Below are 14,265 nucleotides of genomic sequence, written 5' to 3' on the forward strand. Positions count from 1 at the left end.
CCAAACTGAACCTTCAACCGGCGCAGCAGGAAAGCTGTTTCACATCCTTGGAGAAGGTCTGGGCCGCGAGCTTCAGGCCTTCCACCATGGTCAGATAGGGGAACAGCTGGTCGCCCAGCTCGCCGACGGTCATGCGCGCCCGGATGGCGAGCGCGGCCGTCTGGATGATCTCGCCCGCCTCCGGCGTCACCGCCTGGACGCCAATGAGCCGGCCGCTACCAGCTTCGGCGACCAGCTTGATGAAGCCGCGGGTGTCAAAGTTGGCGAGCGCGCGCGGGACGTTGTCCAAGGTCAGGAGCCGGCTGTCGGTCTCGATCCCGGCGCGGTGGGCCTCCGCCTCGCTGAGCCCGACCGTGGCGACCTGCGGATCGCTGAACACGACCGCCGGCATCGTGGCCAGGTCCAAGGCGGCCTCACCGCCGGTCATGTTGATCGCCGCCCGGGTTCCGGCCGCCGCCGCGACATAGACGAACTGAGGCTGGTCTGTGCAGTCGCCGGCGGCGTAGATGTGCGGCGTGCTGCTGCGCATGGCCGTGTCGATCACGACGCCGCCCTGCGCGTTGACGGCGACGCCGGCCGCCTCCAGGACAAGCGTCCGGGTGTTGGGCGCCCGGCCCGTCGCGACGAGCAGCTTGTCCACGCGCAGTTCGCCCTGGCCGGTGGCGAGGACGAACTCGCCATCGGCGTAGGCGACCTTGCTCGCCTGGGTGTGCTCCAGCACCTCGATGCCCTCGGCGCGGAAGGCGGCCGTGACCGCCTCGCCGATGGCCGGGTCCTCACGGAAGAACAGGGTATGGCGCGCCAGGATCGTCACCTTGCTGCCGAGCCGAGCGAAGGCCTGGGCCAGTTCGACAGCGACGACCGATGAGCCGATCACCGCTAGGCGCGATGGGAGGGTCTCGCTCTCAAGGGCCTCCGTCGAGGTCCAGTACGGCGTATCCGACAACCCCAGAATGGGCGGCTCGGCCGGGCTGGCGCCGGTGGCGATTAGGCAGCGTTCGAAGGTCACATGTTGCTCGACCCCGTCGGACTGGCGCACGAGCAGGCTGTGGGCGTCCGCGAAGCGGGCCTCGCCGCGCAGCACCGTGATGGACGGGGTGTCGGCCAGGATGGTCTCGTATTTCGCCTGCCGCAGCTCATCGACGCGCGCCTGCTGCTGGGCCAGCAGCTGCTCGCGCAGGATCGCTGGCGTACAGGCCCCGATCCCGTCATCGAACGGGCTTTCGCGACGTAGATGGGCGATATGCGCCGCGCGGATCATGATCTTGGACGGCACGCAGCCGACGTTGACGCAGGTTCCGCCAATGACGCCGCGCTCGACAAGGGTGACCTTCGCGCCCTGCTCGACGGCTTTCAGCGCCGCCGCCATCGCCGCGCCGCCGCTGCCGATGACGGCGATGTGCAGCGGGACGCCGCCGGCGCCGCGTTGCGCGCCGCCCGCGTCGGCGACCGAGGCGCGATAGCCGAGCGTCGCGACCGTGGCCGCAAGGGCCTCGGAGCTAACCCCCGCATCGGCCGCGATCTCCGCGCGCGCCTTCAGATAGGAGACGGCGGCCGAGCGCACGCCTGGGACGCGCTCCAACGCCTCCCTCACGTGCGTGGCGCACGAGTCGCAGGTCATTCCGTCAATGCGCAGGGCGATCGCGGCGGTCACGGGGCAGGCTCCTCAGCGCTTCACGGTGGACGGGTAGCCCGCGCCCGCCGTCGCCTTGGTCAGGGCGGCGACCGTGGTCTTGGCGTCATCGTAGGAGACGACGGCCTCGCGCTTTTCGAAGCTGACCTCGGTTTTCTCGACGCCGTCGACCTTGGCAAGCGCCGTCTTGACGGTTATCGGGCAGGCCGCGCAGGTCATGCCGGGCACCGCCAGGGTGACCGTCTTCGTCGCGGCCCACGCGGGCGAGCTGAGCGCGCCCATCAGGGCGATCAGGGAGACGAGCGTCTTCATGGGGACTTCCTTTCAGTAGAACAGGGGCAGGACGTAGGGGAACGCCAGCGCGACAAGGACGAGCGCTGCGACCGCCCAGAAGATGACCTTGTAGGTGGTCCTGACCTTGGGCACGGCGCAGACTTCGCCGGGCTCGCAGGCGCGGGCCGGGGGAAAGATTCGGCGGTAGGCGAAGACCATGGCGATCAGCGCTGCGCCGATGAACAACGGACGATACGGTTCCAGCGCGGTCAGGTTGCCGATCCAGGCGCCGCTGAACCCGAGGGCGACCAAGACGAGCGGGCCGAGGCAACAGGTCGATGCCAGAATGGCGGCTACGCCTCCTAGCGCCAACGCACTGCGGCCGCTTTTGGGTTCTGACAAGTCGACTCTCCTTCCGATCAACTCCGCCATCACGTTAGGAAACAGCCCTTTCGCGGGGTGGCGCGGGCGCATTGCGAGGCGGTGCAGCGAGATCCCAGATCGCGACGACCACCATCAAGGTCAGTCCGGGATAGAGGAGCCACGCCGTCGGCCAACCGCGGGTGGCCATGAGCAAAGCCGCCGCCAGCACCAAGATCGGCCCGATGACGCTCAGCGCCATTCGCGGCCACCGGCGATGGCGAAGTCCGCCGACCACGTTGGCGACGAGGGCGATCACGGCGAACAGCGGCAGGAGGTAACGAATAAAGACGCCTTCGTACTGGCTCAGAAACCCGAGGCCCAGCGCGGCGCCAAGGCTCGCAAGAGCCGGGAAGCACGCCGCGCAGCCCATGGCGGTGACGATCGAGCCGATGACGCCCGCCTTGTCGGCCGCGCGGGTGAGGGGATTCTGGATGGGCATCGCAATAGCCTCGGCGACTTCGTGGAACCGTCAGAGCGACGCTACAATCAGGACTGCAGCTTGCCCGTGGGGGCTGAGGATCACTACATACGATCTGTAGCGACTACAGACTCAAGCCCAAAATTGAGAGGCGCGAACAGCATGGCGGATACCGCGATTCCGATTGGCGAACTGTCCCGGCGCACGGGCTGCAACATCGAAACGATCCGCTACTACGAGCGGATCGGCCTGATGCCGGCCCCGCCCCGGCGGGGCCGCTACCGGAGCTATGGCGCGGACGACGTGGGCCGCCTCGGCTTCGTGCGACGGGCCCGCGAGCTGGGCTTCACGCTGGACGAGGTGCGCGCCCTGCTGGGCCTTGCAGGCGGCGGGCACGCGTCCTGCGCCGAGGTGCGCAACCTCGCCGCATCGCATCTGAAAGACGTGCGCACGCGCATCGCCGACCTGAAGCGGATGGAGCGGGTGCTGGCCGACTCGGTGCGGGCTTGCGACGCGGGGCAGGATCCAGGCTGTCCGCTGATCGAGGCGCTCCGCGCCGCCTGAGCGGCTGCGATATGATCGTGGCGGCTGCGACTTTTAGCACAGCCTGGGGGATCTCCCCGCAGAAGGGGGTGTGCCGGCGACCAAGGCGCCGGCCGGGGGGAAGGCATTCCCCCTCAACCCGTCTTTCCGTATTGCCGCAATTGAGACTTTCCGGCTGAGCACAGAGCCGTTGAGCTAGAATCAACCCGCGTGAGATCCGCGTGGATCAGATTTGGCGAACGGCGCGATCACTACAGGAGGGCTCGTGGCGGAGCTCGGCACTTCGTTTTTGCCACCCCTGATACTGGCGATGGCCACCACGCATCCATCGGGATCGCGCAGCCAGATTCCCACCGAATGGGTGGAAGATCGATTTGAGCATCTTCAACAATCACCGCGCCAAGGCGCCGCGCCCAACCGTCCGAAGCGGAGGGCGGCGAGGCGAGGCGACCTATGCCGTGGCCGCCGAATAGCGGCCCCGGACTTCCTGCATCCCGAGAATTTGGCCGCGCACAAGCGCGCGGAAATCGGACGCCGAATGAGTTTAACCGCAGGAAACGGGTGGCCGAGATATCTGGCGAATGTCTATGCTAGAATTATGGATGCACAAACACCGGCACTTCGCGCTCTGATGCGTTTCTATGAGGCGGAAGCCCGTTACTCTGCTTCGGGAGTGCCAGCCGATAGAGCTGCACTGCTCGAAACGTTGCATCCCGACATCGTTCTACACCAGCCGGATTCCCTGCCCTATGGAGGCCAATGGAGAGGCCGCGAAGAGTTCGGGCGCTGGATCGACTCGTTCGTCGAGACTTGGGTCGATATCAAACCGACAGACCCCGTCTTCCACACATGCGGCGACGATATCGTCGTCTGCACCGTAACAATGCGGGCCACCGCAAGATCGACCGGAGCGCTGATTGACATGCCGATGTGTCAGGTGATCCGGATCGCGGCAGACCAACCCGTTGAGTGGCGAAACTTCGCCTGGGACACCGCAATAATGCTGAAGGCGCTGGGCGGTTCGGTGTAGGCGATCACTTCTCCACGCGCCCGGCGGCGCCCGACATTCCCTTGCACACCGATCGATATCGACGGCTTGGCGAGAAGCATAATTATGCGGCTTTCTCCTGCCGGGCCCGGATATCTGCAATCCACTTCTCCAGTGCATCAATCTCAGCTTCGATGGCCGTCGGTTCGGGTAGCCGCGGATTGAGCTCTCCCGGCTGGCTGTGAAGAAGGGCGGAACAACGCCCAAACGCTAACCGCATCGCGGTGCAGTCGCCATCCGTTAGTACGGTGAGTTTGATCAGTCCCGTGGTGTCGACCTTGCGTGACAAGCGGCGGATCACCGGCCCGACGGCCTCCTCGACGGCGCGCTCCCACGTGGTTCGAAGTTGATCCTGGAACGACGTGACCTCGCGCAGCCATTTCGCCTGGTCGCCGCGTTCATGGTGGATCTTGACGTTTGCGAGGTGCGCTCTCATGCCGTCAATGACCTTGTCGAGCGGCATGACGTTGGCCGGGGGATCCTGATGGCAGTAACCAGCATTTTCGGTGCCGCGGCTGATCAGGCGATACGCCACAGGCGTCGCTTCTCGATCCTTTGTCGTCCGGCAGGCTTCGTCGAGCAAGAGCAGAAACGCCATGTCGTGGGTGAAGACGATCACCTGGCGAGTCTGGCCAGCTTCTGCTAGACGGGCGGCGACCTTGTCTCGATGCAAGTGATCGAGTGACGACACCGGATCGTCGAACACGATCGCCGATTGCGCATCGATGGTCGATAGCTCGGCGAGAAAGGCGGCGAGCGCGACGCAGCGATGCTCGCCTTCGCTGAGGACCTTTCCCACTGGTTCGTTCGGCTTGTTGATCAGCCTGACCTGGAAGAAGGGAACGCCGGCGGTGGTCTTGGCTTGCTGAAGCTCGATCGCGAGGCCGGCGACGCCGAGCTTGTCGACTTCGATTGCGAACCGTCCGCGCAGGCGGTTGGTAACGAGCGCCTGGGCAATACGGGCGCTCTGGGTGGTGATCTTGTTCGTCGCCGTGTCCTTGCTGGCCTTCTCGATCGCTTCGATGGCTTTGAGGCGAACGATTTGGGCGAGCACATCGGTCTTCACAACGCCGAGCCATTTGCGGTCGCTGAGGCCGTCACATTCAGTGATGAGCATGGCGCGCTCCGGTGAACTGGCGTCGGATTGCAGGGCCTGAATGCGCCCGGCGATGCCGGCCAGCACTGCGCGTAGCGGATCAAGAGAGAGGGCGGCAGCAGGAGGAAGGGCCGTCGGTGTCGCGAGAACGTGGGTGCGCAGGACTGCTCGCAACCGCCATGCGAGGTGGAGCATGTCGCGGCGCAAAGCGCTTGCGAGATCCTCGCGGCCGATATCGTCTCGTATCAATGAGACGATTGCAGCGAGATCTTTTATCGAGACTGCCGCGGCCGAGACGCCCTGCAGGGCGTCGTCATAGGAGTCCGCCGCCTCCTGCTCGCGACGTTTGCTTTCGTCCTGCACAAAGGCCTCGAAGCTGCTGAGCCGTCTCGAGGCCTCCTCGCTGAGCGGCTGTTGACATAGGACGCAGTGCGCTTTGCTACCGGTCACCGGGAAAGGCTGTTTGGGATAGGCCGCCGCTCGCGAATAGTCGCGGGCGGCTTCCCACAGGATCTTCCAGACATCCGAGCCGATGTCCGGCAACGGTTCCTTGGAGAACAGGTTGGCGGACGCTGCGGCGGCGGCCATGCGCGCATTCGCAAGGTTCGTGTGGGCATCGCGAAGGGCCGTGCGATTGTCATCCGTGGCGGATGCGGCCAGGCGCTGAAGCTGCGTTATGATGCCGGTGATGCGCGTCTCTTGGCCCTGAAGCTGGCGGATTGTGCGAGCCGGATCGCTCGACAAATCGGCGGTGAGCGTTTGAAGGCGCGTCTCGTCCTCGGCGGTGAGGCCGGCGAGTTTCTCGACGGTTTCCGGCTTCGTCTTGCCCGAGAGACCGGCGATCAGCTTGCCGACCGGAGTGTTCTGCTTGCAGTCCGGCGTCGTCAGGATGGTGGGCGTTTGCTCCTGGAGGGCCTTGATTTCGGCGGCCAGCTTGCTCTTCACGTCCTGGCAGACTTGCGCGAGGCCCGCGAGGATGCGTAGCGGCAGCGGCGTATACGCGAGGTCGTTGGTGTTCTCGACATGGATATTGGCCGTGCGTGAGTCGAAGACGCTGACGGCGGACAGCATGGCGTCTGGCGAGCTGCCCTGCGTCCAAGCGGCGTTGCGTTTTTGGGCGCCGATGAAGAACTCGACGCTGGCGGCTGGCGCGCCGCTCGTGGCGGCGTAGATGTTTGGCAGGATCGCGTCGCCCTTCGGCGAGCGCGCCCGGCAGAGCTGCTTCAGGACGCGGGCATAGCCGGATTTGCCGGCGCCGTTGTCGCCGTAGATGATGGTGAGGCCCGCTTTGCCGAAGGACAGCCGTTCGCCGGGAGCGAGGGCGTTGACGTTGGACAGACCGTAAAGGGCGCCGAGCGTCACCACGGCATGGCTCGCGGCGGGATCGCGGATGTGGCTGGCGTCGAGTGGGGTGCCCTGATCGAGGCCCTTGCAGATCGCGGCCAACTCCGCGACATCCGTGGCTTCCAGTTTAGGTTGGTTACAGAGGCGGCGCAGCGTGTCGCGCTGCCAGGCTGGCAGATCCGCAGACCATTTCAGGATGTCTGCGAGCGCCGTTGCTTCATTCGAAAGATCATCTTCTTGCTTATTCATTTGTGTCCCCCACTTGCCACCCGTCCTGGCGTCATAGGATCAACGCCCGCTTGAGGTCGTCGTGCTCGAAGGCGCTGGCCATACGGTTGATCTCGGTGGCGCGGGCGCCCACCGCCTTGGCGGTGTCCCGCCATGTCGCGGTCACGGTCGCAACCTCTTTGATGATCGCGCGCGCCTGCGGCAGTGTGAGCGCGAAATACTCGGAGGCGGCCTCCAGCAGTTCGAGCGAGCACGTGCCTTCGTCGAGATCGATGTTCGTCGTCAGCACCCGCGCCTTGAGATCGGTCGGGACGGGATTGAGATCGTAGGCCGGTGAGAGCGACCAGCCTGCCTTGCCCAGCCACAGGAAGCCGTGATTGCGAAGGTGATCGTCGACATTGGAGATCAGGACGTTGAAGACCACGCGCCGATAAAGGGCATGGGCATCCGTCTTGCCCTGGGCGCCATGTTCGGCAAGAGCGTCGACAATCTCCGGGTAGCTGCCGCGCTCGCCATCCTTCGCGCCCATCATCGCCATTGCCGACAGGAACGGAATTCGGATGGCGCCATCGCGATCAAAGCGTCGCGAAAGCATGACGGCCTTACCGGCTACGCTGATCAGCTCGTGTTGAGGAGTTGTGATGCCGGCGCGGCCAGCCAGCCGCAGAGCAATCTCCTCCCAGGTCTCCATGCTGTAGTCGTCCGTCTCCTTCGGGAATTTGGCGATGGAGAGGTGACCGTGCTGATCGATTACTGATGCTTTGGGGCGTGCGCCGCCGAGGGAGGAGCCGGGAGCGAAGATGAGCTGGAGATCTTCCTCCGTCTCCTCGTCGCGCAGGATGCGCTCGGTGATCTGGAGAAGTCGGCCAAGTTCGATCAAAGCTGGAACGCCGGCGCGGATTGGCGCCTGGAACGCGTCTTCGCCGACCCAGCGGAAGCGAAGTGCGCCGAGCCGGGTTTCGTCGGCGACACCGAGCAAATAATCGCTTTCGACAAGAGTGCGGACGGCACGGCCTTCGCGATCAGCAAGGCGGCGCTCAGCGCGCTGCATGAGGCGGCGTCCCCATGTGTCGGGTGCGGAATCGCCTATCGAGCCGAAGGTGGCAAGGCCGGCTGGCGGCGCGAAGGCGCCGCGGGTCAGCGCCAGAGCGGGCTCCAACGAGAAGCGCTCCGGGTCTTGCAGCCAAGCACCTTCATATTCAAAGAGGATGGTCTCGGCGCCTCGCACACGATTGCTTCTCGCCAATCCGATCAGGCGGGTGCGGCCGTTAAGGTCGATATGAACCTCGAAGTCAGCCATCGCGGGACGATCCCGCCGACCGCTTCAAGTGGATGTGCTTGGGCAACTCGGCGCTGGCGAGCGCCTGGCCGACACTGTCGTTGCTGATGTCGGCGACCCGGGTCAGACCGTCGAGCAGGCCGAGGGCTTGAAGCACGCCGGCATAAATGCCGACGCTGACGTTGGTGTCGCCTGCCTCGACCTTCTGCAGGGTCGAGCGCGACGTGAAAGCCCGCTCGGCCACGACCGCCATGGGCAGCTTGCGGCGACGGCGAGCGTCATGGATGTCCGCGCCGAGCTTGCGCAGGGCGCGCCGCACGGCTGCTGGAGGGTTATGGGGAGTGGGCATTTGACACCTTCACACTACATATTGAGCATATATGTAGCAGGAAGATTACAATTTTCCTAGCGCCCAGCCGCAGGATGCGGCAGTCATCCTACCAGACCGCTTGGCTGCGGGCCGTCCGAAGCCTGAAGACCAAGGCTCCACCTGCAAATGAGTATTATAAGCGCAAGTATCTGATGGGTATCGACTTTTAGATTTGGACTTTGCCGATGTCGTTTCCTATCTCTTCCGCATCGGGGAGTAGCCACCGCTCAGACAGCGGGATCACGCCAACAGGCTCGCGCGATGCGCGTGGTGTGATCAGCCGGTTTCACCGGCCCGGCCAGACCGTGGTGAAACTCGCCTTTGTCGGACAGGTGAGGGCCACCCGGTTCAATGTCCGTTTGGTTATCCTGCTATGTCCCCTTTTGCAGTCGTCCTGCTTGCTTTCAGCATGTCCGTCGATGCCTTTGCGGTTTCCGTGGGTAGAGGCGCAGCCCTTGGCCGCCCGCGATATTCAGAAGCGCTACGCAGCGGCGCGGTCTTTGGTGTAGTCGAGGCGATCACGCCTGTTATCGGTTGGGCTGCCGGCGTTGCCGCGAGCAGCTTCGTCCAGGCTGTTGATCACTGGCTCGCCTTTGGCCTGCTCGCTGCGGTTGGTCTTCATATGCTCTATGCGGCCGTATGGAAGAAAGCCGACGCCAAGCCAGTGGGCCGATCGTTTACAGTCTTGATGGCAACCGCAATCGGCACGAGCCTCGATGCAATGGCCGTCGGCGTCTCTTTGGCCTTTCTGAACGTCAACATTGTTGTGGTTGCGACCGCGATTGGCCTTGCGACGTTCCTCATGTCGTCGGGGGGCATGCTTATCGGTCGGCTGATCGGCGAGCACTTCGGCCGCATTGCGGAGGCTGTCGCTGGGATCGCGCTTTTCGGTCTGGGATTGTCAATCCTTATAGAGCACTTGACGGCTTAGAGCGATTTTGCGGACGCCTCTCAGGCTGCATGTTGGGTGGCGCCTTCAACGCCCGAACGGATATTCGGTCTAGATGTCTCTCTTGCCGGCTTGGGTCGCTTCTTGGTTAGCATCGCTCGGACGAATGCATTCCACTTCTTCATGGCTGCCCGCTTCTCGGGCATGTAACTCCAACGATCGTAGCTCTTCGAACTGACATCCTGGAGCGTGTGGTTCTGTATGCGGTCGCGAATTTCCTTGGAGAGGCCGGCCTGACCTGCGAGCGTCTTCCAGGTTCTGCGCAGATCGCGGTTGGTCACGACAGGGATCACCTCGCGCTCGCGCTGACGCCACATGAAAGAGTACAGCGTGCCGTGGCTGACGGGTTTGGTTGGGTCGGTCGCGGAGGGGAAAAACCAGCCGTGTGCGTTGGGCTTGATCGATTCGATTAACTCCGCCGCCACTTCCGGGACCGGAATGGCGTGTGGCTTGCCATTCTTGGTCTTTGACCAGTCGATGATCCGCTCCTTCGCGTCCCACTGATCGACATGCAGGCGGGCGATTTCCTCCACGCGCTGCCCCGTGAGCATGAGAATGCGAACGGCCCGCGTGTAAGGCGGATGCACGGGCGCGTCCGGACATTCAAGCCAACGGTACAGGCGCAGGAATTCTTCTTCATCAAGCCAGCGAGTGCCGACTTTCTTGGGCTCTGTGGGGATGCCGGCGGCGGGATTGTAGACCAGCCGGAAACGCCGCTGCGACGCGTTGCGGTAGTCGTGTTCCGATTTCAGACCCCAGCTATATGCGGATCGGATGTAACTGCGGACGTGATCTGCCATGGAGCGCTTACCGCGGTCATAGATCGGTCGGATGAGATCGGTGATTTCGTCGGGCTCGATGTCGCGAGCGGGCCGATTGCGGCCGAGGGTGTCGGCGATCTTGTTGAGGCCTTTTTCAGCCTCTTTCCAAGATGACTTTTCGGATGCCTTCAGGTGAGCGACATAGGCTTCGAAGAGATCGGCCACGGTGCCTGGACGTGTGTCGCCGGCAATCTTGATGCTGCGGCCCTTCTGGATCATGTCGGCAAAATCGCGTGTGAAAACTTCGCGCGCTTTGCTGAGCGACATGGATGGGTATGAGCCCAGTTTCTTCTTGAAGCGCTTCTGATCGCGCCACTGCTGCGCCATCCAATCGGCGGTGACGCGCGTGGGCATGGGCTTCATGACCAGGACAAGGCGACCGGTGCCATGTCCTTCGCCATCGACCAGGCTTAGCTGTTTGCCGGTCTGCTCCACCTGCTTCAGCGCGCGGCGAATTTCTCCATCGGTAAGGCTTGGCACTGGGCTCTCCCATTGGCTTTCAAGTGGGGTCGCCAGACGGCTAGCAGGGGTCGGCGACTGGGGTCACAAGGGCGATCGATCCCCCTCAAAACCGACCCCAATATGCCACAACGTCCTGCGCTACGACAAGCCTAAAAGTTCAAGTGATTCAACGGTTAGGAGCGTGATCGAGCGTGATGGAAATAGGTGGAGTGGGATGGTTGTGCACCAGGATGATCGCTGTCGCCGACAATTCCAGCGCGCGTTTGATGACTTCGCGCGGATAGACCGGCGTATGGTCCACGGTGCCGGTCTGCTGCACCTCGTCCGCGATCAGCTGGTTGCGCTTGTCGAGGAACAGCAGCCTCAGCTGCTCCTTTTCGGCGAAGGCCATGCTGGTCCGGCAGTAGGTGATCACCTCCTGCCAGGACGACAGCGCGTGCTTGTGCCGGACCTCGCCTTTGGCGATGCGGTGCGCGGCGGCGGCGATCAGCTTGAGCTGGGTGATCGAGGCCTCGCCGATGCCGTCGATCTCGCGCAGTCGCGGCTCCGGTGCGTGGATCACTTCGGCAAACGAGCCGAACATCTTGAGCAGGGCCTTGGCCAGCGGCTTGACGTCCCGCCGCGGCAGCGCCGCGAACAGTACCATCTCCAATAGCTCATAGTCGCTGAGCGCATCGGGGCCGGCGCTGTGGAAGCGCTCGCGCAGCCGCTGCCGATGGCCGTGATAATGCGGCGTCTCGGGTGGCGGAGCGTCGGCCGGGAGGGATTTGTCTGCCATCGGTACCAGCATGCCGCGGCGGCGCGCTTTTGCAACCTCGAACTGTCGCGGCCTGCTTCGGAAATGGACGGTCGCGTTCTGCCGGTGCAATCGAATGACGCGGATCTCGCGGATCGAGCGATTGTACTCATATGGGCAGGCTGGCGAGAAACGTACCGATCTCCGCGATCACCGGCTGCTGCTCGCCGGCGAACATCCAGTGATCGGCGCCCTCCAGCTCGACAAACCGCGCATCACGGATGTGGCTGGCGAGATGCCGGCCGGCCCCGATGACGACGGCGCGGTCGTGGCGGCGGTGCAGCACCAGCGTCGGCGCGGACACCTGTCCGAGCAGATGCCGGACATCCATGTCGCGGAACGCCTCGAGCAGGCCTTTGATGGCGCCGGGGCTCGATGCCGCCCGCAACAGGCCGGCCCACCAGGCGCGGGCCTGCGGATCGCCGGCGAGGCTCGGCGCGAACGTCTCGATCCCGGCGGGCCCGCCCCAATCGGTCACCAGCTGCCGCAGCCACCCGTCATATTGCGCAGCCTGCAAAGCGTGCGGATAGTCGGCCGTCGCGCTGCCCTTGGCCAGCGACGCGAACAGGATCAGCCCGGCGACGCGCTCGGGGTGCTCGGCGGCGAACGTGATGCAGGCAGGGCCGCCCTCGGAGGCGCCGAGCAGGACGGTGCGCCGGCTGCCGGCGGCGTCGAGCACGGTCGCAATGTCTCGCGCGGTGGCGGCTACGCTGGGGCTGAAGCCGACCCGATCCGACAGCCCGATGCCGCGGCGGTCGAACAGGATGAGACGGCCCATGGTTGCGAGTGTCGACAGTAACGCCCGGCAATGTGGCTGCTCCCAGACCCGTTCGACATGCGAGACGAAGCCGGGCAGCAGCAGGATGTCGAGCGGACCTGCGCCACGGATCTGGAATGCGAGATGAACGCCGTCGCCGCCGACATAGCGCGTCGTCGGTGCCTCTTCGGTTCGCAGAGCCGGGCTCAGCAGCGCCAGTGTCTCTGGCTCAGGCGCCACACTGAGCTCGTCGCGCAGCCGCACTGTGAGGGCGTCGAGCTGCCGCTCGGCCGAGCTGCGGTCTCCGGCCAGCATCAGGTTGCGGATCAAAGCGCGGCCATACACCTCGCTCAGCGGGTCGAGCGCGACCAGGCGGGCGGCATGGGCTGCGGCCGCAGCGTGATCGCCGGCGGCGCTCTTGTCCTGCACCACACGCTCCAGCGCCTGGACGGCCCGGCCGCGCAGGGCTTCGCGCCGAAAGAAAGCCCATTCGTCGAATTGCGGGCAACCGTTCGGCGTGAAGCCGGCGAGAAATTCGCCGGACTGGAGACGGCCGGCGAGCTCGAACGCGCCGCGATCGCAGGCCGCCTCGAACAGCGCGGAATCCACCTCCAGGTCCACCGATGGCGCCCAGCGGATCGTCGACCGGTCGATGCTCAGACAGTCATCGCCGAGCGCCAGCTGAATGCGGTGCAACAGCCGTCGCAGCCGCCCGCGCGCAACGTCTTCAGAGCGATCTGGCCAGAACATCGTCGCGGCGACCTCGCGTGCGACCGCGCTCTTGGTCTCAGCCAGGTAGACGAGCAATGCGAGCCCCTTGCGCAGCGGCAGGCGGCACGGCTCGCCGTCCCGCCGGATCTCCGGATAGCCAAATGTCCTGATGCTGACCCGCGCCATCTGGATGCGACCTGCAATGACGGCGTCCGGGGACGCTCGGGGGACGGTCGCCTGCTAGCGATCAGGTCCGATCGCGCGCGCCGCCCAAAACCGTCGACGTTCCACGGTCGGCAGCGCTGCGGACCACATACCAGGGAACCGTTTCATGATCGCACGTCTCTTCATCATGTTCTACGCCATTGCGAGCTACGCTGTTTTTCTCGTGTCCTTCGTCTGGGCGCTTGGCTTCGTCGGCAATTACAACCAGATCATCGCCAAATCGATCGACACTGGCCCTCCGGGGGATTGGGGTGAGGCGATCCTGATCGACGTCGCGCTGCTTGTGCTGTTCGCGCTCCAGCACAGCGTGATGGCACGGCCGGCTTTCAAGCGATGGTGGACGCGCGTCATTCCGGCGGCGGCCGAGCGCAGCACCTATGTGCTGCTGACCAGCCTGATCCTGCTCTTGCTGTTCTGGCAATGGCGTCCGATTCCGGCTCCGGTCTGGCAGGCCGAGGGCATCGTGGCGGCCATCCTGACGGGCATTCATTGGCTGGGTTGGCTGATCGTGCTGACCTCCACCTACATGATCAATCATTTCGACCTGTTCGGGCTGCGCCAGGCGCTGTTCGCACTGCGTGGCACGGAGGCGCCGCCGGAACCCTTCAAGGCACCGCTGCTGTACCGTCTGGTGCGGCACCCCCTGATGCTGGGCTTCCTGCTCGCTTTCTGGGCCACGCCGACGATGACAGTCGGCCACCTGCTGTTCGCCGTGCTGAATACGGCCTACATCCTGGTCGGGCTGCAATTCGAGGAGCGCGATCTGATCGCCGCGTTCGGCGAGACCTATCAGCGCTACCGCCAGCGGGTTCCGATGCTGCTGCCGCGACTCATCGGCGGCCGCCGGACGGCGGTGTCCGAGACGGGCGTGCCTCGCGCGCCCTAGGGA

General features: G+C 64.6%; 14 protein-coding genes and 1 riboswitch. Of the genes, 4 read left to right on the forward strand and 10 right to left on the reverse strand.

Annotated features, from left to right (window positions below; all coding sequences use genetic code 11):
• Positions 1 to 13: 13 nt before the first annotated feature.
• From merA to merC, 4 genes are read right to left on the reverse strand one after another with little or no spacing between them, the layout of a single operon-like run.
• The gene (gene merA, locus ACVIJ6_RS13640; RefSeq protein WP_172274872.1) at positions 14 to 1,654 is read right to left on the reverse strand and encodes a mercury(II) reductase; all 1,641 of its coding nucleotides are present in this window, start codon (positions 1,652 to 1,654) and stop codon (positions 14 to 16) included.
• A 12-nt stretch (positions 1,655 to 1,666) separates the two neighbouring features.
• A complete protein-coding gene (gene merP, locus ACVIJ6_RS13645) occupies positions 1,667 to 1,945 on the reverse strand; it encodes a mercury resistance system periplasmic binding protein MerP (RefSeq protein WP_172274869.1) in 279 nt (92 codons plus the stop codon).
• Positions 1,946 to 1,957: 12 nt separating this feature from the next.
• Positions 1,958 to 2,308: a mercuric ion transporter MerT gene (gene merT / locus ACVIJ6_RS13650; protein ID WP_416641759.1), complete on the reverse strand. Its 351-nt coding sequence runs from the start codon at positions 2,306 to 2,308 to the stop codon at positions 1,958 to 1,960.
• Positions 2,309 to 2,342: 34 nt separating this feature from the next.
• Positions 2,343 to 2,768, reverse strand: a complete 426-nt coding sequence (gene merC, locus ACVIJ6_RS13655) for an organomercurial transporter MerC (protein WP_172274863.1) — start codon at positions 2,766 to 2,768, stop codon at positions 2,343 to 2,345.
• A gap of 141 nt (positions 2,769 to 2,909) precedes the next feature.
• Between merC and ACVIJ6_RS13660 the strand changes: the two genes are divergently transcribed.
• Both ACVIJ6_RS13660 and ACVIJ6_RS13665 read left to right on the forward strand, forming a co-directional pair.
• Positions 2,910 to 3,311 carry a MerR family transcriptional regulator gene (locus tag ACVIJ6_RS13660; protein WP_172274861.1) on the forward strand — a complete coding sequence of 134 codons (402 nt, stop codon included), beginning with the start codon at positions 2,910 to 2,912 and terminating at the stop codon, positions 3,309 to 3,311.
• A 244-nt stretch (positions 3,312 to 3,555) separates the two neighbouring features.
• On the forward strand, positions 3,556 to 4,320 hold the full coding sequence (locus ACVIJ6_RS13665) for a nuclear transport factor 2 family protein (protein ID WP_168073710.1): 765 nt from the start codon (positions 3,556 to 3,558) through the stop codon (positions 4,318 to 4,320).
• A gap of 82 nt (positions 4,321 to 4,402) precedes the next feature.
• On the opposite strand, the gene ACVIJ6_RS13670 is transcribed toward ACVIJ6_RS13665, so the two are convergent.
• Genes ACVIJ6_RS13670 through ACVIJ6_RS13680 form a run of 3 tightly spaced genes read right to left on the reverse strand, consistent with a single transcriptional unit; the run spans position 4,403 to position 8,634 of the window.
• Positions 4,403 to 7,027, reverse strand: a complete 2,625-nt coding sequence (locus ACVIJ6_RS13670) for an AAA family ATPase (protein WP_456773100.1) — start codon at positions 7,025 to 7,027, stop codon at positions 4,403 to 4,405.
• Between the two features lie 31 nt (positions 7,028 to 7,058).
• Positions 7,059 to 8,306 (reverse strand): type II toxin-antitoxin system HipA family toxin, encoded by a 1,248-nt coding sequence (locus ACVIJ6_RS13675; RefSeq protein ID WP_168073699.1) that lies wholly within the window; start codon positions 8,304 to 8,306, stop codon positions 7,059 to 7,061.
• Positions 8,299 to 8,634, reverse strand: coding sequence for a helix-turn-helix domain-containing protein (locus ACVIJ6_RS13680; RefSeq protein WP_074551646.1), 336 nt, complete (start codon positions 8,632 to 8,634; stop codon positions 8,299 to 8,301). Before ACVIJ6_RS13680 ends, ACVIJ6_RS13675 begins: the two co-directional genes overlap by 8 nt.
• 220 nt (positions 8,635 to 8,854) lie before the next feature.
• Positions 8,855 to 9,005, forward strand: a riboswitch (yybP-ykoY riboswitch).
• A 23-nt stretch (positions 9,006 to 9,028) separates the two neighbouring features.
• Here ACVIJ6_RS13680 and ACVIJ6_RS13685 point away from each other — a divergent pair.
• Complete coding sequence (locus ACVIJ6_RS13685; RefSeq protein ID WP_074551644.1) at positions 9,029 to 9,586, forward strand: manganese efflux pump MntP; 558 nt, start codon at positions 9,029 to 9,031, stop codon at positions 9,584 to 9,586.
• A 20-nt stretch (positions 9,587 to 9,606) separates the two neighbouring features.
• Here the strand turns inward: ACVIJ6_RS13685 and ACVIJ6_RS13690 are convergent, their stop codons facing one another.
• From ACVIJ6_RS13690 to ACVIJ6_RS13700, 3 genes are all read right to left on the reverse strand, one after another.
• Entirely contained in the window at positions 9,607 to 10,905 is a 1,299-nt protein-coding gene (locus ACVIJ6_RS13690; protein ID WP_012047152.1) for a site-specific integrase, read from the reverse strand.
• A gap of 148 nt (positions 10,906 to 11,053) precedes the next feature.
• On the reverse strand, positions 11,054 to 11,665 hold the full coding sequence (locus ACVIJ6_RS13695; RefSeq protein ID WP_456773101.1) for a JAB domain-containing protein: 612 nt from the start codon (positions 11,663 to 11,665) through the stop codon (positions 11,054 to 11,056).
• A gap of 127 nt (positions 11,666 to 11,792) precedes the next feature.
• Positions 11,793 to 13,337 (reverse strand): alpha/beta fold hydrolase, encoded by a 1,545-nt coding sequence (locus tag ACVIJ6_RS13700; protein WP_456773102.1) that lies wholly within the window; start codon positions 13,335 to 13,337, stop codon positions 11,793 to 11,795.
• Positions 13,338 to 13,482: 145 nt separating this feature from the next.
• Here ACVIJ6_RS13700 and mddA point away from each other — a divergent pair, with 145 nt between their 5' ends.
• Positions 13,483 to 14,262 (forward strand): methanethiol S-methyltransferase, encoded by a 780-nt coding sequence (gene mddA / locus ACVIJ6_RS13705; protein WP_456773103.1) that lies wholly within the window; start codon positions 13,483 to 13,485, stop codon positions 14,260 to 14,262.
• The last annotated feature ends 3 nt before the right edge of the window (positions 14,263 to 14,265 follow it).

This window comes from Bradyrhizobium sp. USDA 4369, from assembly GCF_054056435.1.